General features: G+C 70.5%; 17 protein-coding genes and 2 riboswitches. Of the genes, 7 read left to right on the forward strand and 10 right to left on the reverse strand.

Features of this window, described 5'->3' with window-relative positions; all coding sequences use genetic code 11:
- Window position 1: 1 nt before the first annotated feature.
- A riboswitch (cyclic di-AMP (ydaO/yuaA leader) is annotated at window positions 2–151 on the reverse strand.
- A gap of 338 nt (window positions 152–489) precedes the next feature.
- The 3 genes from A6F73_RS08825 to A6F73_RS08835 form a co-directional block, all read right to left on the reverse strand.
- Window positions 490–1,524, reverse strand: coding sequence for an NlpC/P60 family protein (locus tag A6F73_RS08825; RefSeq protein WP_063347278.1), 1,035 nt, complete (start codon window positions 1,522–1,524; stop codon window positions 490–492).
- A 200-nt stretch (window positions 1,525–1,724) separates the two neighbouring features.
- On the reverse strand, window positions 1,725–3,068 hold the full coding sequence (locus A6F73_RS08830) for an NYN domain-containing protein (RefSeq protein WP_063351055.1): 1,344 nt from the start codon (window positions 3,066–3,068) through the stop codon (window positions 1,725–1,727).
- A gap of 270 nt (window positions 3,069–3,338) precedes the next feature.
- The gene (locus A6F73_RS08835) at window positions 3,339–3,602 is read right to left on the reverse strand and encodes a hypothetical protein (RefSeq protein WP_063347279.1); all 264 of its coding nucleotides are present in this window, start codon (window positions 3,600–3,602) and stop codon (window positions 3,339–3,341) included.
- Window positions 3,603–3,803: 201 nt separating this feature from the next.
- Here A6F73_RS08835 and A6F73_RS08840 point away from each other — a divergent pair, with 201 nt between their 5' ends.
- A complete protein-coding gene (locus A6F73_RS08840; protein WP_063347280.1) occupies window positions 3,804–4,586 on the forward strand; it encodes a rhomboid family intramembrane serine protease in 783 nt (260 codons plus the stop codon).
- A gap of 41 nt (window positions 4,587–4,627) precedes the next feature.
- Entirely contained in the window at window positions 4,628–4,909 is a 282-nt protein-coding gene (locus tag A6F73_RS08845) for an Lrp/AsnC ligand binding domain-containing protein (protein ID WP_063347281.1), read from the forward strand.
- A 27-nt stretch (window positions 4,910–4,936) separates the two neighbouring features.
- On the opposite strand, the gene A6F73_RS08850 is transcribed toward A6F73_RS08845, so the two are convergent.
- The 3 genes from A6F73_RS08850 to A6F73_RS08860 all read right to left on the reverse strand — a co-directional run bounded on the left by A6F73_RS08850 (window position 4,937) and on the right by A6F73_RS08860 (window position 8,216).
- Window positions 4,937–6,316, reverse strand: a complete 1,380-nt coding sequence (locus A6F73_RS08850) for an aminotransferase class V-fold PLP-dependent enzyme (RefSeq protein ID WP_063347282.1) — start codon at window positions 6,314–6,316, stop codon at window positions 4,937–4,939.
- 52 nt (window positions 6,317–6,368) lie between these two features.
- Window positions 6,369–6,486: riboswitch (SAM riboswitch) on the reverse strand.
- A 107-nt stretch (window positions 6,487–6,593) separates the two neighbouring features.
- Window positions 6,594–7,670, reverse strand: coding sequence for an anthranilate phosphoribosyltransferase (gene trpD / locus A6F73_RS08855; protein ID WP_107452844.1), 1,077 nt, complete (start codon window positions 7,668–7,670; stop codon window positions 6,594–6,596).
- A 120-nt stretch (window positions 7,671–7,790) separates the two neighbouring features.
- Entirely contained in the window at window positions 7,791–8,216 is a 426-nt protein-coding gene (locus A6F73_RS08860; protein ID WP_063347283.1) for a hypothetical protein, read from the reverse strand.
- A gap of 395 nt (window positions 8,217–8,611) precedes the next feature.
- Here A6F73_RS08860 and A6F73_RS08865 point away from each other — a divergent pair, with 395 nt between their 5' ends.
- The 5 genes from A6F73_RS08865 (at window position 8,612) to A6F73_RS08885 (ending at window position 13,418) form a co-directional block, all read left to right on the forward strand.
- Complete coding sequence (locus tag A6F73_RS08865) at window positions 8,612–9,232, forward strand: heme-copper oxidase subunit III (protein ID WP_063347284.1); 621 nt, start codon at window positions 8,612–8,614, stop codon at window positions 9,230–9,232.
- 188 nt (window positions 9,233–9,420) lie between these two features.
- A complete protein-coding gene (locus tag A6F73_RS08870; RefSeq protein WP_063347285.1) occupies window positions 9,421–10,230 on the forward strand; it encodes a c-type cytochrome in 810 nt (269 codons plus the stop codon).
- 8 nt (window positions 10,231–10,238) lie between these two features.
- Window positions 10,239–11,291 (forward strand): Rieske 2Fe-2S domain-containing protein, encoded by a 1,053-nt coding sequence (locus A6F73_RS08875; RefSeq protein WP_063347286.1) that lies wholly within the window; start codon window positions 10,239–10,241, stop codon window positions 11,289–11,291.
- On the forward strand, window positions 11,288–12,940 hold the full coding sequence (locus A6F73_RS08880) for a ubiquinol-cytochrome c reductase cytochrome b subunit (RefSeq protein WP_063347287.1): 1,653 nt from the start codon (window positions 11,288–11,290) through the stop codon (window positions 12,938–12,940). Before A6F73_RS08875 ends, A6F73_RS08880 begins: the two co-directional genes overlap by 4 nt.
- A gap of 106 nt (window positions 12,941–13,046) precedes the next feature.
- A complete protein-coding gene (locus A6F73_RS08885) occupies window positions 13,047–13,418 on the forward strand; it encodes a GntR family transcriptional regulator (protein WP_063347288.1) in 372 nt (123 codons plus the stop codon).
- 19 nt (window positions 13,419–13,437) lie between these two features.
- On the opposite strand, the gene A6F73_RS08890 is transcribed toward A6F73_RS08885, so the two are convergent.
- The 4 genes from A6F73_RS08890 to coxB form a co-directional block, all read right to left on the reverse strand.
- Window positions 13,438–14,700, reverse strand: coding sequence for an Ig-like domain-containing protein (locus A6F73_RS08890; protein ID WP_063347289.1), 1,263 nt, complete (start codon window positions 14,698–14,700; stop codon window positions 13,438–13,440).
- 179 nt (window positions 14,701–14,879) lie between these two features.
- A complete protein-coding gene (locus tag A6F73_RS08895) occupies window positions 14,880–15,296 on the reverse strand; it encodes a cytochrome c oxidase subunit 4 (RefSeq protein WP_063347290.1) in 417 nt (138 codons plus the stop codon).
- A complete protein-coding gene (ctaD, locus tag A6F73_RS08900) occupies window positions 15,296–17,071 on the reverse strand; it encodes a cytochrome c oxidase subunit I (RefSeq protein ID WP_063347291.1) in 1,776 nt (591 codons plus the stop codon). The genes A6F73_RS08895 and ctaD overlap by 1 nt, the downstream gene beginning before the upstream one ends.
- On the reverse strand, window positions 17,068–17,922 hold the full coding sequence (coxB, locus tag A6F73_RS08905; RefSeq protein ID WP_063347292.1) for a cytochrome c oxidase subunit II: 855 nt from the start codon (window positions 17,920–17,922) through the stop codon (window positions 17,068–17,070). The genes ctaD and coxB overlap by 4 nt, the downstream gene beginning before the upstream one ends.
- Between the last annotated feature and the right edge of the window lie 159 nt (window positions 17,923–18,081).

The following is an 18,081-nucleotide window of genomic DNA, read 5'->3' on the forward strand; positions in this document are numbered from 1 at the left end:
CTCCTTCTTCCTACGCCGTCTACCGGGTGAGCTGACGGGTTCGGGCCGGAAGCGTGCCCTACGACGCCTCACGGCCGTTCCACCGGCCGACCTGGCGCCGATTCACCCCGGAGGAACGTGGTTCCCCGGCTCCGTTCGACAGCACCCCCGACTGCTGGGCTCCCCGTCGGGCAGGCACTGGGCCCGCCCCGCTGCGTCACGAACTCGACGGAAACCACCGCCGTCACCCTGGCTGGGCGATCGGGAGTGCGGTGGTTCGGGGCACGACCCTAGTAACTGAACCGTGATCCGTTCAAATCCTTGTCAGAAAAAAGACGGAAGAAGACCAAAGTTCTTTTGTGAATATGACACATAGTGATCACCGCCGTACGCAAAGCTGATCAGTCTTCACCGGGGACTCGCGCGGCGGACAAAACCCGAACGCCACCCCCGGCCGGAGGGTGGCGTGGATCACAGGCCCGGACGGGGCCCTTCGGGCGTGTCGGGCCGTCAGACCCGGCGGATCGTGTTGATCGGCATCGCGTCGACCTTCATCACCTTCACCACGTCGCCGGTGTGCGGCGCGTGCACCACCATGCCGTTGCCGATGTACATCCCGACGTGGTGCCGGTCGGGGCCGTAGATGACCAGGTCGCCCGGCTGGGCCTGGTCCAACGTGACCTTGGTGCCGACGTTGCCCTGCTCCTGCGAAGTACGCGGCAGCGAGACGCCGGCCTGGCCGTACGCCCAGACCATCAGGCCCGAGCAGTCGAAGGTGGTCGAGCCGGTGGCGCCCCACACGTACGGCGAGCCCTGCTTGCTCATCGCCTTGGCGACGGCCACGCCCGCGTAGCCGCCGGCCTGCGGGAGGCTGCCGAGGTCGGCGCGGTCGCTGCCGCGCGAGGCGCGGTCGTCCTGCTGCTGCTGGGCCCGCAGCGCGGCGCGGTCGGAGGCGCTGAGCGAGTTCAGCAGGTCCTGCGCGGCCTTGAGCTTCTGGTTGACGTCCGTCTTGGCCTGGTTCAGGTCCTTGGTGGTGGAGTCGAGCGAGGCCAGGACGGCGGCGGCCTCGGACTTCTCCTGGTCCAGCCGGCGCTGCTGGTCCAGCAGCCCCTTGAGCGCCTCGGACTCGCTGGCGCTGGCCTGCTGAGCGCTGGACGCCTTCTCCAGGTAGCCGGACGGGTCCGAGGAGAGCATCAGCTGGACGGACGGGTCGATGCCGCCGGTGCGGTACTGCTCGCCCGCCACGCCGGCCAGGCCGGTCTGGAGCTGGGTCATCTCGTCCTGGCTGCGGGCCACCTTGTCCTGCAGCTGGTCGGACTGCTTGCGGAGCTGGTCGGCCCGCTCCTTGGCGCCGTTGTACTTCTCCGCCGCCTGCTCCTGGTCCTGCTGGAGCTGGTCGATCTGCGCCTTGACGTCGCTCTTGCTCGGCTGGGGCGCGGCGTGCGCGGCGACCTGCGCGGAGAGGGCGACCGCGGTCGCCGCGGCAGCGGTGAGCACGGAGACCCGGGCGCGGCTCGGCTGCTTGGGACGGCGGTGGGAGGCCAAGGGAATTGCTCCTTCTTCCATCGGCCTCACCCGATCAGGTGAGAATCCGGAAAATAGGTTTGACGCCACACCCTAGGGAAGATCCACGGGTTTTGCCACTCCCCCGAAGGCGTGAACTCCACTTCCCCCGCAGGCTTCACCGGATGTGCACACCGCCGCAAACCGGGCGCTGACCAGGCGTCATTCCGTCGCGGCAGCCGTCAGGGCCGCGCCAGCCGGTTCAGCAGCAGAACGGAGGCCACGGGGCGCGCGCCCGCCTTCCGCACGCCCTCCGCGACCTCCCGGTCGGTGGACACCACCACCACCGGACGCCCCTGCGGCTCGGCCCGCACCAGACGGCGGATCAGCTCGTCCGCGGTCTCGCCGGTCCGGCTGAACCGCACCCGCACCCCCCGCGGTGGCGCCATGATCACCGGAACGTCCAGGTCCTGCCCGTCGAACACGCAGGTGACCTCCGCCTGCGTGCGCTGGGCCAGCATCGCCAGCCCGCCCAGCAGCCGGATCCGCTGCTGCTCCAGCGGCAGCGTCGGATAGCCCGTCTTGGTCACGTTGTAGCCGTCCACCACCAGGTGCACCTGCGGGATCGCCAGCAGCTGGTCCAGCAGCGCCGGATCGTCGTCGGCCAGACCGCGCCGGGCCACGTCGTGCGGCGAGGCCGCCCCCGGCACCACCGCCTCCACCAGGTCCCCCGGCCGGATCTGGGAGACCGGCAGCGCCAGCTCCCGCTGGAGCCCCTGCGCCGACTGCAGCACCGTGTCCAGCAGCAGCCGCAGCCGCATGTCCTCGACGCTGCGGCCCTCGCGGGCCGACCGGCGGCCCTGCTCGGCCGCCGTCTCCAGCTCGCCGACCCGGTGCCGCAGCCGCCGCGCCTCGGACTCCGCGGCGCCGCGCTCGGTGGCCGCCTGCGCCCTCGCGGCCTCCAGCTCGGCGGTCAGCCGCCTGGTCTCGGCCTGCGCCCGGCGGGTGTCGCTCTCCAGCGAGCGCACCTTCTTCCGCAGCGACTCGGCCTCCCGGCGGACGTCCTCGGACTCCGCACGCTGCCGCTCCAGGTCCGCCCGGGCGGCGGACCGCAGCTCGGCGAGCTCCGCCTGCAGCTTCTCCACCAGCCGGGTGGCCTCGGCGGCCGCGCCCTCGGCGCCGGCCCGCTCGGCCTCCTCCCCGGCCTCGGCCACCAGCCGGCTCCAGCCGGCCGACCGCACCAGGTAGGCGGCGGCCGCGACGTCCATCGGATCGGCGGCGCCCGGGACGCTGCCCGACTCCAACGCCTTCACCAGGTCCGGCTGGCCCAGCCTCAGCCGCTCCGCTATCCGCACCCGGAACGCCGGCTCCGACTCCAGCGCCGCGGCCAGCGCCGTGGCCGCGTACTTGGCCCGCCGGGCCGGGGTGAACTTGACGTACTGGCGCAGGCTCTGCGGGAGCTCGCCGGGCGGCAGCCCGCCGAGCGCGTCCGAGGCCAGGCCGACCACGCGCCGGCGCACGCCCTCGGGCAGCGGCCGGTCCAGCTTCTCGGCAGCACGCTCCGCCACCGCCTCGCCGGAACCCACCGACGCATCGGAACCCGCCGCCTCGCCGACGGCCGCGGGCCCGGACGGGGCCGCGTCGGCGGCCTGCGCCTGCGCGGCGGCAGCAGGCTGAAGCCCCTGCGCTTCGGCGGGCTCCCTCGCTGCGTCCACCACGTCCTCGGCTCCGATCCTGGTCCTACGGGGTCACGGCCCGCGGCCGCCGCCCTGTCGTCACGCTCCGTGCGTCCTGTCTGTATTGTCCCAGCGCGGCGGGCAGGCGCGCCGCGCACCCGCCCCCCGCGCCGTCGGGCGTCAACCCTGCTCGGCGGAGGCCTCCGCGCTCTCGGCGCCCGGACGGGCCACCAGCTCGACCTGGTCCACGGCGTTGCACCAGCGGCAGCGCACCGACTCGATCGTCTCGCTCAGCACCTCGGTCTCCTCGACCTTGGACTCGCCGGCCAGGTCGAAGTGCAGGAACTCGGTGACCCGCGCGGTGCGGGTCACGTCGAAGCGGGTGAGGTTTCCGCACAGGGTGCAGCGCCAGCGCGTCTCGGCGGTCAGGGCGGGGACGGTCATCGGGGGTCCTCTCGGGTGGTCCCTGGGTGGGCTAGGCGCTCCCCCCGGGGCCCCGGCGTCGGCGGCGGGAGGCGGGATTGCCCGCCCCAAGCCTATTGCCTGAGGCAACCATCCCGGCCACCAGTCAGGAGAACGAGCGGGCTAGTCCACCTGCCGTACAAGGCCGTGTCACACGCCCGACACGGAGGGATGCTTGGCCGCATGGCACTGACGGCCCCCGGGCACACCGACGCGCGGGGCGAACGCCCGTCCGTGCCCGCCCCGGCGGTCACCTACGCCCTGATCGCGGTCAACACCCTGGTGTTCCTGTTGGGCCCGGCCGCCGGGCTCAATCCGCTGTACGGCACCGGCCAGTCCCGGCTCTGCGCGGAGCAGCGGTACGAGCAGCGCTGGGGCGTCATCCCCGCCGAGGTGCTGGCCGGCCGCCCGCTGACCGCCGAGCAGCTGGCCCAGGCCCCCGACCCGGCCCCGGGCTGCCCGGCCGCGCCCACCCCGGCCAAGCACCCGGCGCTGTCCGTCCTCACCGGGCTCTTCGTGCACGCGGGCTGGCTGCACCTGCTGGGCAACCTGCTCTTCCTCCACGTCTTCGGCCCCACCGTCGAACAGCGGCTGGGCCGGGCCCGGTTCGCCCTCTTCTACCTGGCCGCCGGCAGCCTGGCCACGTACGGCTTCGCCCTCGCCGAGGCGCACTCCCCGGGCTCCACCCGGGTGCTGATCGGCGCCTCCGGCGCGATCTCCGCCGTCCTCGGCGCCTACCTGCGCTTCCATCCGCGCGCCCGGGTGACGACGCTCGTCCCGCTGCTGCTGTTCCTGCCGCTGCGCTTCCCGGCCTGGCTGGTGCTCGGCCTCTGGTTCGCCCTGCAGTGGTGGTCGGTCCACTCGGCCGGGCCCGGGGTGGCCTATCTGGTCCACGTGATCGGCTTCGCGGCGGGCTTCCTCTACGCCTGCACGGCGGTCAGCCACCCCCCGAGACGACCCGGCTGACGCCCGATACGCTGGCGGCACCCCACAAAGGAGCCCGAACAGTGATCACCGCCATCGTCCTGATCAAGACCAGTGTCGACCGCATCCCGGAGATCGCCGAGGCCATCGCGGCCATCGAGGGCGTCAGCGAGGTGTACTCGGTGACCGGTGGCTACGACCTGGTGGCGATGGTCCGGGTGCGCCGGCACGACGATCTGGCCGCGGTCATCCCGGGCCGGCTGAACAAGGTCCCGGGCGTGGCCCACACCGAGACCCAGATCGCCTTCCGCACATACTCCCAGCACGACCTCGAGGCCGCCTTCGCCCTCGGCCTGGACGAGTAGGCCCCTCAGCCCTGCCGACCGGGCCCCTCAGCCCTGCCGACGCCCCCGGTCGACCTCCACGGTGGCGACGCAGCGTCCGCCCTCGTTGCGGTAGTTCCACGCGGCACCGTCCGTGACCAGCTCGCGGACGGCGGTCAGGAAGCGGTCGACGTGCTCGTCCGGGGTCCCGGCCCCGAAGCTCACCCGGATCGCGTTCAGGCTGCGCTCGCCGGGCAGCGACGGCTCGGGCGCCCCGCACTCGGAGGGGGAGACCTCTTCGTCCCCGAGCAGGGTGCGCAGCAGCGGGTGCGCGCAGAACAGGCCGTCGCGGACCCCGATGCCGTACTCGGCGGACAGCGCGGCCGAGAAGTGCGAGCTGTTCCAGCCCTGGACGACGAAGGACAGCACGCCCACCCGGGCCGCCTCGGCACCGAACAGGTTCAGCACCTTGACCTGCGGGATCTCCGCCAGCCCGGCGGTCAGCCGGGCGATCAGCTGCCGCTCCCGGGCCTCCAGCGCGTCGAAGCCCGCCTCGCTCAGCGCCCGGCAGGCCGAGGCGATCGCGTAGGCGCCGATGACGTTCGGCGAGCCGGCCTCGTGCCGGGCCGGGCCGGAGTGCCACTGGACGGCCACCGAGCCGTCGGTCTCCCGGGCCACCGTCCGGGTCGCCCCGCCGCCGGCCAGGTACGGGTCGGCCGCGTCCAGCCAGTCCGCCCGGCCGGCCAGCACACCGGCGCCGAAGGGCGCGTAGATCTTGTGGCCGGAGAAGGCGATCCAGTCGACGTCCAGCTCGCGCACCGAGACCCGGTGGTGCGGGGCCAGCTGGGCGGCGTCCAGCACCACCCGGGCGCCGTGCCGGTGCGCGGTCCCGGTCAGCTCGGCGACCGGCCACAGCTCGCCGGTCACGTTGGAGGCTCCAGTGACGCAGAGCAGCTTGGGGCCCTCGGGCGCCTCGGCGAGCGCGGCGTCCAGGGCGGCGACCGCCTCGGCGTGCGAACGCGGCGCGCGCAGGTAGTGGACGTCGAGCCCGGCGTGCGCCCAGGGCAGCAGCGAGGCGTGGTGCTCGGTCTCGAAGGCGAACACCCGGGTCCCGGCCGGGACGGCCGAGGCGAGCAGGTTCAGCGAGTCGGTGGTGGCCCGGGTGAAGACCACCTGGTCGCCCTCGCGCAGGTCGAGGAACTCGGCGACGGTGCGGCGGCTCTGCTCGAACAGGTCGGTGGACAGCTGGGAGAGGTACCCGGCGCCGCGGTGCACGCTGCCGTAGTAGGGGGCGTAGGCGGAGACGTCGTCCCAGACCCGCTGGAGCGCCGGGGAGCTGGCCGCGTAGTCGAGGGCCGCGTACCCGACCTTCTCGCCGCTGGCGAGCGGGACCTGGACGTCGTGGCCGAGGACGGCGAGGGGGGCGCAGATTTCGGTGGCGACGGACATGAGGATGCACTCCTTCTGGGGGTGTGGGACCCCGGGAGTACTAGTCGTCGGGCGTCCGCGCTTGCCGCACGGACGATTCGCCGAGCGACCCGGTCCTCACCCAGGGCACCCCGCCACGGACGGAGGGTTGCCGGACAGCAAGCTGGGGCTTGACGCTGTCACTCATGACCTGGCCAAGACTCTAGGTCGCGCCCAGCGAGTGGTCAAACAGGCATCCACCATCCGGACAGCCGAGGAGCCCGCGCCGACGTTGCGGCACGGGCTCCCAAGTACCGCCTCACACCCGGCTGGTGGCCTCCGACCAACGCCGCAGCAGCTCCTGCGCCGCGCCCGAGTCGATGGCCCGCTCCGCCCGCGCCATGCCGGCCGCGAGCTGTTCGGTGAGCGGCGCCTCGCCCAGGTCGAGCGCGACCAGCGCCGCCGCCGTGTTCATCAGGACGGCGTCCCGCACGGCCCCGCGCTCGCCAGCCAGCAGCCGGCGCGCGACCTCGGCGTTGTACGAGGGGTCCGCCCCGCGCAGCGCCTCGATGCCGACCAGCTCGACGCCGACGTCCCGCGGGTCGAAGGTGGTCTCGGTGACGGTCCCGTCCCGCACGATCCACACCTGCGAGGTGGTGGTGATGGTCAGCTCGTCCAGGCCGTCGTCGCCCCGGAAGACCAAGCCGGTCGAGCCGCGCCGGGCGAGCACACCGGCGATCAGTGCGGCGAGCCGGGTGTCGAAGCAGCCGATCGCGTGCGAGGTGACCTTGGCCGGGTTGGTCAGCGGGCCGAGGATATTGAACGCGGTCGGCACTCCGAGGTCGCGCCGGGCGGTGGCGGCGTGCCGCATCGACGGGTGGAACTTGGCCGCGAAGCAGAAGGTCAGCCCGACCTCCTCGGCGATCTCGGCGACCCGCCGGGCCGACAGGTCGAGGCGGACGCCGAGCTTCTCCAGCACGTCCGAGGAGCCGCTGGCCGAGGAGGAGGCCCGGTTCCCGTGCTTGACCACCTTGGCGCCGGCCGCGGCCGCGACGATCGCCGACATGGTGGAGATGTTGACGGTCTTGGCCCGGTCCCCGCCGGTGCCGACGATGTCCACGGCCGGGCCGGGGATGTCCAGCGGCTCGGCGTGCGCGTACATCGCGTCCACCAGGCCGGTGATCTCGTCGACCGTCTCGCCCTTGGCCCGCAGCGCCACCATGAACCCGGCCACCTGGACGGGGGACGCCTCGCCGCTCATGATCCGGTCCATCGCCCACGCGGTGGCCGAGCGGTCGAGGTCCTCCCCCTTCAACAGCGCCGCCAGGACGTCCGGCCAGGTGCGGACCACCTGCGCGGGTGCGGTACCACCGTTCGCAGGGTTCACGTTCACCATGGCTGACTCCAGCTGTTGTCGGGTTCCCCGCGTCGGGGGGACGTCCGTACGGATGGAGTCAGCCTATCGACCAGTCGGGTTCCCGAGGCGGCGTCTTCTCTAGTCGTGAGACGGCACCGCTCAGCGGCTGACGGGCGCCCGCTTGGCCAGCCGTGCCCGCAGCAGGGTGGCGACCGCGCCGGCCAGCGCCACCGGGTCCACCGGGCGGGAGATCGCGGCGTCGGCCCGGCTCCAGGCGGCCAGCCAGGAGTCCTGCGGCCGGCCGATCAGCACCAGCACCGGCGGGCAGCCGTAGATCTCGTCCTTGAGCTGGCGGCCGAGCCCGAGCCCGCCGGCCGGCACCGCCTCGCCGTCCAGGATGCAGAGGTCCACGCCGCCCTTCTCCAGTGCCTTCAGCACCGCCGGGGTGGTCGCGCACTCCAGGTAGGACAGTTCCGGAAGGTCCTCGACGGGCCGGCGGCCGAGTGCCGTCAGCACCTGCTCGCGGGTGTTGCGGTCATCGCTGTAGACGAGGACGGTGAGCGTCTCGTCGGTCGTGTACGCCATGGGCCCTGCTCCCTCAAGTGTGATCCGGACCACGTTCGCCTGATCCGGATGCTACTCCCGATCACCCGTCGCCGAGTCCCCCTCGCGGACCTTCCTCCTCAAGCCGCCGCGCCCGCGACTCACCCGCCCGGAGGACGGCCCGTCACCCGGACCCGTCCAGACCACCCGTACGGCCGATAAGGGGCCCGCGCATTACCCCCGGAGGCTCCGCCAAGCGTGCAACGACGCGCTGGGCAACGGGGTCGCGGGCCCCTTCGAGGAACCGTCAGAAAAGGGACACGCCGCTGCTCAGCCGCCATTGGGGTCCCCCACCGCCCCTCAGGGGGGCATACCGCACGCACCGGACACTCCGAGGGACACCCCCCGGCGTGAAGACGGAATAAGGGACCGACATAATGTCCGTCGTGGCGACAGCAACAGCAGTAGAAACCGGGCACGCGCACGGATCGGTCAACCGGCCGAACATGGTCAGCGTCGGAACGATCGTCTGGCTCAGTTCCGAGTTGATGTTCTTCGCGGCCCTCTTCGCGATGTACTTCACGCTCCGCTCCGTCAAGGGAGCCGAGTTCTGGACCGAGAAGGCGCACGCCCTCAACGTGCCCTTCTCCTCGGTCAACACCACGATCCTGGTGCTCTCCTCGCTGACCTGCCAGCTCGGCGTGTTCGCTGCCGAGCGCGGGGACGTGAAGAAGCTCCGCTCGTGGTTCGTCATCACCTTCGTGATGGGCGCGATCTTCATCGGCGGCCAGATCTTCGAGTACACCGAGCTGGTCAAGAAGGACGGCCTCTCGCTGTCCTCCGACCCGTACGGCACGGTGTTCTACCTGACCACCGGCTTCCACGGTCTGCACGTGACGGGTGGTCTGATCGCCTTCCTGCTGGTCCTGGGACGGACGTACGCAGCCAAGCGCTTCACGCACGAGCAGGCCACCGCCGCGATCGTCGTGTCGTACTACTGGCACTTCGTCGACGTCGTGTGGATCGGCCTGTTCGCGACCATCTACCTGATCAAGTAACCAGCTGATCAGGTCGCTGGCCACCGGCTTCGGTCCCCGCCCTCACCGGCGTCGGGCCGATTCTGCCGGTGGGCGACGCTCCCACCGACCGACCGCGCGCGCAGCCCTAGACAGGCAGCCTCGTGCCGGCCAGACCGGCCGCCGGGTGCACCCACCAGTCGACCAGATCCTGACACCGGGGTTATTCCGTGAAAAAGCTCTCCGCACGACGGCGCCACCCATTGGCGGCGCTGGTCGTCCTACTTCTCGCCCTGGCGGCAACCGGGGGGCTGTACGCCGCGTTCGCGCCCGCCGACAAGGCGCAGGCCGACGTCGCCGCGCAGTCGCTCGCGATCGATGAGGGCAAGAAGCTCTTCGCCGTGGGCTGCTCCTCGTGCCACGGCCTGAACGGCCAGGGCAGCAGCGACGGTCCGAGCCTGGTCGGCGTCGGCTCCGCCTCTGTCGACTTCCAGGTCGGTACCGGCCGCATGCCGGCCCAGCAGCCCGGCGCCCAGGTGCCGCGCAAGAAGAACATCTACTCGCAGGCGGAGATCGACCAGCTCGCCGCCTTCGTCGCTTCGCTCGGCCCCGGCCCGGTGACGCCGACCCCGGAGCAGTACACCTCGACCAACCCGGACGACATCTCCAAGGGTGGCGAGCTGTTCCGCACCAACTGCGCCCAGTGCCACAACTTCGCCGGCCAGGGCGGTGCCCTGACCAAGGGCAAGTACGCCCCGTCGCTGGAGGGCGTGGACGCCAAGCACATCTACGAGGCCATGCAGACCGGCCCGCAGAACATGCCGTCGTTCCCGGACACCACCATGCCCGAGGAGCAGAAGAAGCAGATCGTGGCCTTCGTCCGCCACACCACCTCCGATGAGCCCAACCCCGGTGGTCTCACGCTCGGCAGCCTCGGTCCGGTGACCGAGGGTCTGTTCGGCTGGATCTTCGGTCTCGGCACGCTCATCGCGGTCGCGATCTGGGTCGCCGCCCACACCACCAAGGCCAAGAAGTCATGAGCCACGACATGTCAGAAGAGAAGCTGCCGGAGTCACACGGCTCCGCCGGTGACGTCGCCGCACACGGCGACCCGTTCGCCGACCCGGGCCTTCCGGCCCACGAGCCCCGCCGCACCGACATCGACGAGCGGGCCGCCCAGCGGGCCGAGCGCCAGGTCTCGCTGATGTTCGTGGTCTCGATGCTCGCCACCATCGGCTTCATCGCCTCGTACGTGGCCATCGACCCGGACAAGATCGTCTACATCTTCCCGCTCGGTCACGTCAGCGCGCTGAACTTCGCGCTCGGCATGACCCTGGGCGTCGCGCTGTTCATGATCGGCGCGGGTGCGGTCCACTGGGCCCGCACGCTGATGTCGGACGTCGAGCTGCCGGCCGAGCGCCACCCGATCGAGGCTGACGACGAGGTCCGCGCGGACGTCATCGAGCAGTTCAAGACCGGTGCCGCCGAGTCCGGCTTCGGCCGCCGCAAGATGATCCGCAACACCCTCATCGGCTCCATGGCGCTGGTCCCGCTCTCCGGCGTGGTCCTGCTCCGCGACCTCGGGCCGCTGCCCGAGAAGAAGCTGAAGGAGACGGGCTGGAACGAGGCGACCCCGGCCCAGCCCCTGCAGCTCATCAACATGAACACCAACCTGCCGATGAAGGCCGAGGACATCGTCATCGGCTCGCTGACCTTCGCCATGCCCGAGGGTCTGCACGTCCACGACGAGGACTTCCAGCAGGCGATCGCCAAGGACGCCCTGATGCTGGTGCGCATCGCACCGGACGACATCAAGGACGACCGGTCGCGGGAGAAGGGCTTCGAGGGCATCCTCGCCTACTCCAAGATCTGCACCCACGTCGGCTGCCCGATCAGCCTGTACGAGCAGCAGACCCACCACGCGCTCTGCCCCTGCCACCAGTCGACCTTCGACCTGGCGGACGGCGCGCGCGTGATCTTCGGCCCGGCCGGCCACCCGCTGCCGCAGCTGAAGATCATCACTGACGAGAAGGGCTACCTGGTCGCCACCGGCGACTTCGACGAGCCCGTCGGCCCGAGCTACTGGGAGCGTGCTCGATGAGTACGAGCAGCACCACCGGTGCCGCCAAGCCCGCCAGCACGCGCGCCAAGCCCGCCAACAAGTGGGAGGCCGCTGCTGACTGGACGGACGGCCGGGTGGGGATCTACTCCCTCGCCAAGGCCAACCTGCGCAAGATCTTCCCGGACCACTGGTCCTTCATGCTGGGCGAGATCTGCCTCTACACGTTCGTCATCATCATCCTGACCGGTGTCTACCTGACGCTGTTCTTCAAGCCGTCGATGGCCGAGGTCGTCTACAACGGCTCGTACGTGCCGCTCAAGGGCATCGGGATGTCCGAGGCGTACGCCTCGACGGTGGACATCAGCTTCGAGGTCCGCGGCGGTCTGCTGATCCGGCAGATCCACCACTGGGCCGCCCTGGTCTTCGTGGCCGCGATGCTCGTGCACATGATGCGCGTGTTCTTCACCGGCGCGTTCCGCAAGCCGCGTGAGATCAACTGGGTCTTCGGCTTCCTGCTGCTGATCCTGGGCATGTTCGACGGCTTCTTCGGCTACTCGCTGCCGGACGACCTGCTGTCGGGTACCGGTATCCGGTTCATGGAAGGCGCGATCCTCGCCGTCCCGCTGGTCGGCACCTACATCCAGATGTTCCTGTTCGGGGGCGAGTTCCCCGGCCACGACATCGTGCCGCGCTTCTTCACGATCCACGTGCTGCTGATCCCGGGCATCATGCTCGGCCTGCTGGTGGCGCACCTGATCCTGGTCTTCTACCACAAGCACACCCAGTGGGCGGGCCCGGGCAAGACCGAGAAGAACGTCGTCGGCATGCCGCTGATGCCGGTCTACATGGCCAAGGCCGGTGGCTTCTTCTTCCTGGTGTTCGGTCTGATCGCCGCCATCTCGGCGATCGCCACGATCAACCCGATCTGGGCGTACGGCCCGTACCGCCCGGACCAGGTGTCCACGGACGCCCAGCCCGACTGGTACATGGGCTTCTCCGAAGGCCTGATCCGCGTCATGCCGGGCTGGGAGGTCGGCCTGTGGGGCCACACCCTGAACCTGGGTGTCTTCATCCCGCTGATGATCTTCCCGCTGGTCCTGGTCTCGATCGCGGTCTACCCGTTCATCGAGGGCTGGATCACCGGCGACAAGCGCGAGCACCACATCCTGGACCGCCCGCGCAACGCGCCCGTCCGCACCGCGCTCGGCGCCGCCTGGATCAGCCTGTACCTGGTGCTGCTGGTCGGTGGCGGCAACGACCTGTTCGCCACCCACCTGCACCTGTCGATCAACTCGATCACCTACTTCGTCCGCGTCGGCTTCTTCGCGGTGCCGGTCATCACCTTCATCATCACCAAGCGCTGGTGCCTCGGCCTCCAGCGCCGGGACAAGGAGAAGGTGCTGCACGGCCGCGAGACGGGCGTCATCAAGCGCCTGCCGCACGGCGAGTTCGTCGAGGTGCACGCCCAGCTGCCGCAGAAGGACCTGTACAAGCTCACCGCGCACGAGCAGGTCCAGCCGGTCGAGCTGCCGGCCCAGACGGACGAGAACGGCGTGGCCGGCAAGGCCGGCCTGATCGGCCGCACCCGGGCCAAGCTGTCCCGCGGCTTCTACGGCGGCGGCGCCCAGATCCCCAAGCCGACCTCCGAGGAGCACCACGAGATCACCAGCGGCCACGGCCACCACTGATCCCGTACGCCCCGCAGCGTCACACCCGAGGGCCGCTGACCAGAGTTCTTCTGGTCGGCGGCCCTCGGGCTTTCCCGTCCCCCGTCCGCACCCTCCAGGAGCTCCCGTGCAGCTGTCCGTCGACCCCGCCGCCGCCACTCCCCCGTACGAGCAGATCCGGGCCCAGATCGCCGAGCGGGCCCGTTCCGGCGAACTGCCGACCGGGCTGCGGCTGCCCACCGTCCGGGCCCTGGCCGAGGAGCTGGGGCTGGCCGCCGGGACGGTCGCCCGGGCGTACCGGGAACTGGAGGCGGACGGCGTGGTGGAGACCCACGGCCGGCGCGGCACGCTGATCGCGGCCACCGGCGACACCGCGCACCGGCTGGCCGCCGCGGCCGCCGCCGAGTACGCCGAGCGGGCGACCCGGCTCGGGCTCCCGCGGGCGGACGCGCTGGCCGCCGTGGACGCCGCCCTGCGGCTGGCCTACCAGGAGGCCTGAGAAGGCGCTCCAGGGGCCCTCAGGCCTCCGGGCGGATCATCCCCGAGGCGTGGGCCTGGGAGGACGGCACGGTGGTGCTGACGGGCTGTCCGAGGGCGCTGTGCTTGATCCAGTCCGTCCAGGAGATGTTCCAGTCCCCGAAGCCGTTGCCGAAGGGCTCCATGGTGGCGCCGCGGCTGTTCACCACCGTCACCAGGTCCCCCACCCTGGTGTTCTGGAAGTACCACTTGGCGTTCTCGGTGCTCATGCCGGTACAGCCGTGGCTGACGTTCTCCAGGCCCTGCGAGCGGACCGACCAGGGCGCCGCGTGAACGTACTCGCCGCTCCAGGTGACCCGGGTGGCCCACTCCACGTTGAGGTCGTAGAACTCCGAGCTCCCGGCCTTTATCCCGATCGTCTCGCCGTTCATCCGGACGGACCGCTCCTGGCCGAGCACCACCTTGACGCCGTTGCGGGTGTCGAAGCCGGGCTTGCCGGTGGTCACCGGGATGCTCCGGAGCAGCTCGCCGTCACGGCTGAGGGTGAGCAGGTGGGCGGCCGCGTCGACCACCGTCTCGACCCGTGCGCCGATCCGCAGGCCCAGCGTGCTGCGGTCGCCGCCGTAGAGGCCGTCCGCGATCCGGACGCCGGTGCCGTCGAAGGCCAGCGAGACGGTGGTGCCGGCCGGCCAGTACTCCTGCGGGCGGAAGTGCAGTTCCTTGTCGCCCACCCAGTACCAGGCGCCGGTGACGGCGGGCTGGGAGCTGACGGTCAGGACGCGCTCGACCTCCTGGCGGGCCTGCGGGTCCTGCACCGCCTCGGAGAGCTGCACGGTGAGCGGCTGGCCGACGCCGTAGATGCCGCTGCCGGAGGAGTCCGGGCCCAGCTTGGCGGTGAGCAGGCGCTGGGCGGCGAGGGTGCTGAAGTCCGCCGTGGTGTCGCCGCGGCCGCCCTTGCCGTCGTCGGCGGCGATCCGCACCGAGTAGTCGGTGTCGGCCTTCAGCCGGCCGGTGGTCTGCCAGCTGCGCTGGTCCTCGGCGAGCTGACCGGCCACCACCCGGCCGTCCGGGCCGGTCACGGTGACGTCGGTGAGCCGGCTGCCGGGCACGGACGTCACCGTGACCGGTTTGGAGGGGTCGACCTTGCCCCCGCCCTCGGCCGAGAGATGGACGAGCACGGCCGCGTCGATCCGGTGGGGGCCGACCGCCTCGCCGCCGCCGGACGAGCAGGCGGCCAGCGGGGCCAGTACTGCGAGGGTCAGCGAGATGCCGCCGATACCTGCGATTCCGCGCCTGTCGGCCATGAAACGCCTCCGAGAGTCCGCACGATTGCTCAGATCGTAGGAACGAGGCCCGCCGAAGCGACATCGGAGCGCCCCCGCGTTCACCCGGGTGAGTGAGTTCGTCACCCTGGAGACGCAACGGGGCCGGTCCTCCCCGTGCGGGAGGACCGGCCCTGTCGTCGTCGGCGGAACCCGGGAACCTACTGGTTCTGGTTCTCGCCCCGGTAGAACTCGAAGACCCAGCCGAAGAGGCCGATCAGGATGATCGGGATCGACCAGAACAGCAGCCACCAGCCGAAGATCACTCCGAGGAACGCCAGCGAGCCGCCGATCGCCAGGGAGAGCGGCTGCCAGCTGTGCGGGGCGAAGAAGCCCAGCTCGCCGGCGTCGTCCGCCACCTCGGCCTCGGGGTTGTCACCCGCGCCGCTGTCCACCCGGCGGGCGGTGAAGGCGAGGTAGTACCCGATGAAGGCGCAGAGCGCGAAGGCGAGGAACAGCGCCGTGGTGCCGGCCGCCTCGATCCCGTGCTCCGAGTGGTTGGTCCACAGGCCGTAGGTGACGGCCATCGCGAGGACGAAGACCGCCAGCCCGAGGAAGATCTTTCCCTGTTCCTTCATCAGACGTCGCCCTCCTTCTTGCCCTTGTCCAGCTTCGGGGCGTCGTACTTCGCCGGGGTCACGCCGGCGAGGTGCTTGGCCGGCTCACCGTGGTTCTCCAGGTAGTCCAGCGCGGCGATCTCCGGGTGGTGGAGGTCGAAGGCCGGGGATTCGGAGCGGATCCGGGGCAGGGTGAGGAAGTTGTGCCGCGGCGGCGGGCAGGAGGTCGCCCACTCCAGCGAGCGGCCGTAGCCCCACGGGTCGTCGACCTCGACCTTCTCGCCGTACTTGGCCGTCTTCCACACGTTGTAGAGGAACGGCAGCATCGAGGCGCCGAGCACGAACGAGCCGATGGTCGAGACGGTGTTCAGCGTGGTGAAGCCGTCCGAGGCCAGGTAGTCGGCGTAGCGGCGGGGCATGCCCTCCGCGCCGAGCCAGTGCTGCACCAGGAAGGTGGTGTGGAAGCCGAAGAACAGCGTCCAGAAGGTGATCTTGCCGAGGCGCTCGTCCAGCATCTTGCCGGTCATCTTCGGCCACCAGAAGTGGAAGCCGGCGAACATCGCGAAGACGACGGTGCCGAAGACCACGTAGTGGAAGTGGGCGACGACGAAGTACGAGTCCGAGACGTGGAAGTCGATCGGCGGGGAGGCCAGCAGCACACCGGTCAGACCGCCGAAGAGGAAGGTGACCAGGAAGCCGACCGTCCAGAGCATCGGCGTCTCGAAGCTCAGCGAGCCCTTCCACATGGTGCCGACCCAGTTGAAGAACTTCACACCGGTCGGGACCGCGATCAGGAAGGTCATGAAGGAGAAGAACGGCAGCAGCACCTGCCCGGTGACGTACATGTGGTGCGCCCACACCGTCACCGACAGACCGGCGATCGCGATGGTGGCCGCGATCAGGCCGGAGTAGCCGAACATCGGCTTGCGGCTGAAGACCGGGATGATCTCCGACACGATGCCGAAGAACGGCAGCGCGATGATGTACACCTCGGGGTGGCCGAAGAACCAGAACAGGTGTTGCCACAGCATCGCCCCGCCGTTGGCGGGATCGAATACGTGGGCCCCGAATTTACGGTCCGCCTCCAGGGCGAACAGCGCGGCGGCCAGGACCGGGAAGGCCAGCAGGACCAGCACGGCGGTCAGCAGGACGTTCCAGACGAAGATCGACATCCGGAACATCGTCATGCCGGGGGCGCGCATGCAGATGATCGTGGTGATGAAGTTGACCGCACCGAGGATCGTGCCGAAGCCGGAGAAGGCCAGGCCCATGATCCACATGTCGGCGCCGACGCCCGGCGAACGGACCGCGTCCGACAGCGGGGAGTAGGCGAACCAGCCGAAGTTGGCCGCGCCGTTCGGGGTCAGGAAGCCCGCCACCGCGATGGTCGAGCCGAAGAGGTACAGCCAGTACGCGAACATGTTCAGACGCGGGAACGCCACATCCGGGGCGCCGATCTGGAGCGGCATGATCCAGTTCGCGAAGCCGGCGAACAGCGGCGTCGCGAACATCAGCAGCATGATCGTGCCGTGCATCGTGAACGCCTGGTTGAACTGCTCGTTCGACAGGATCTGGGTCCCGGGACGAGCCAGCTCGGCGCGCATGACCAGCGCGAGGATGCCACCGATCAGGAAGAAGGCGAACGACGTGCCCAGGTACAGGGTGCCGATCGTCTTGTGGTCGGTGGTGGTCAGCCACTTGATGATGGTCGAACCCGGCTTGCGGGTCCGCTGCGCCCCGACCGTGACGGCCCCGGCGCCCCCGCCGGCCGCGGCGGGCTCGTTGAGGATGGTCACTTCTCTTCACTTCCCATGGTCGTGATGCCGGAGGGCAACGCGCCGGTCTGGCCCTTGGCCCGGAGGTCCGCCAGGTGCTTGTCGTAGTCGGCGCGGTCGACGACCTTGACGTTGAACAGCATGCGCGAGTGGTCGACGCCACAGAGCTCCGCGCACTTGCCCATGTACTCGCCCTTGACGGTGGGGGTGACCTCGAACCTGTTCACCACGCCCGGCACGACGTCCATCTTCATCATGAAGTTGACGGGCCAGAAGTCGTGGATGACGTCACGCGAGGTCAGCCGGAACTGCACCGACTCGTTGACCGGCAGCCAGAGCGTCGGAACGTCCCTGGGCGTACCGACGTCGTACGCGGCGTCCTTGTTGGCCGGGTCGGGGTTCTCGGTGTTCTCGTAGTTGAACGCCCAGCTCCACTGGAAGCCGACCACGTTGACCGTGTGCTGCGGCTTCTCGGAGACGGCGATCAGCTTCGACTCGTCGCGGGCGACGAAGTAGAAGAGCACCGAGACGATGATGATGGGGACCGCGGTGTAGAGCGCCTCGATGGGCACGTTGTACCGGGTCTGCGGGGGGACCTCCACGCCGGTGCGGCTGCGCCGGTGGAAGATCACGCTCCAGATGATCAGACCCCACATCAGTACGCCGACCACCAGCGCCGCGATCCAGGAGCCCTGCCACATCTGGAGGACCATCGGCCCTTCCTTGGTGACGGGGCTCGGGAGGCCAAGCCTGGGGAGGTCGTTGGCCGAGCAGCCGGTGGCGGTCGCGATGACGAGGCCCAGTGCCAGCGCCTGAGGCAGCTTCCGCCGCATCGTGCGCCGCGGCGAGCGGTCGGAGCCGTTGGGACTCACGTAGCGCCTTCCCGAAGTCTCGCCCGCCTTCGCGTCGCCCCGCGGAGGATTGTGAGCCTCCCCGGCGACCCGTCCACGGGCACGGTTTGAATGCTTATGCGGGCCAAACCCTACTCCAGCCTTATGCGCTCCTGACGGGCAGCCCCCGGTAACGCGCCG

Origin of the sequence: Streptomyces sp. MJM8645, assembly GCF_001625365.1 — a bacterium.
Lineage (GTDB): Bacteria > Actinomycetota > Actinomycetes > Streptomycetales > Streptomycetaceae > Kitasatospora.

Excerpts from the sequence above, each read along its gene's own strand:
- A6F73_RS08835 (WP_063347279.1), bottom strand. The coding sequence starts at position 3,602 with ATGACCGTCCCCGCCCTGACCGCCGAGACGCGCTGGCGCTGCACCCTG.
- A6F73_RS08840 (WP_063347280.1), top strand. The coding sequence starts at position 3,804 with ATGGCACTGACGGCCCCCGGGCACACCGACGCGCGGGGCGAACGCCCG.
- A6F73_RS08850 (WP_063347282.1), bottom strand. The coding sequence starts at position 6,316 with ATGTCCGTCGCCACCGAAATCTGCGCCCCCCTCGCCGTCCTCGGCCAC.
- trpD (WP_107452844.1), bottom strand. The coding sequence starts at position 7,670 with ATGGTGAACGTGAACCCTGCGAACGGTGGTACCGCACCCGCGCAGGTG.
- A6F73_RS08860 (WP_063347283.1), bottom strand. The coding sequence starts at position 8,216 with ATGGCGTACACGACCGACGAGACGCTCACCGTCCTCGTCTACAGCGAT.
- A6F73_RS08865 (WP_063347284.1), top strand. The coding sequence starts at position 8,612 with ATGTCCGTCGTGGCGACAGCAACAGCAGTAGAAACCGGGCACGCGCAC.
- A6F73_RS08875 (WP_063347286.1), top strand. The coding sequence starts at position 10,239 with ATGTCAGAAGAGAAGCTGCCGGAGTCACACGGCTCCGCCGGTGACGTC.
- A6F73_RS08880 (WP_063347287.1), top strand. The coding sequence starts at position 11,288 with ATGAGTACGAGCAGCACCACCGGTGCCGCCAAGCCCGCCAGCACGCGC.
- A6F73_RS08890 (WP_063347289.1), bottom strand. The coding sequence starts at position 14,700 with ATGGCCGACAGGCGCGGAATCGCAGGTATCGGCGGCATCTCGCTGACC.
- A6F73_RS08895 (WP_063347290.1), bottom strand. The coding sequence starts at position 15,296 with ATGAAGGAACAGGGAAAGATCTTCCTCGGGCTGGCGGTCTTCGTCCTC.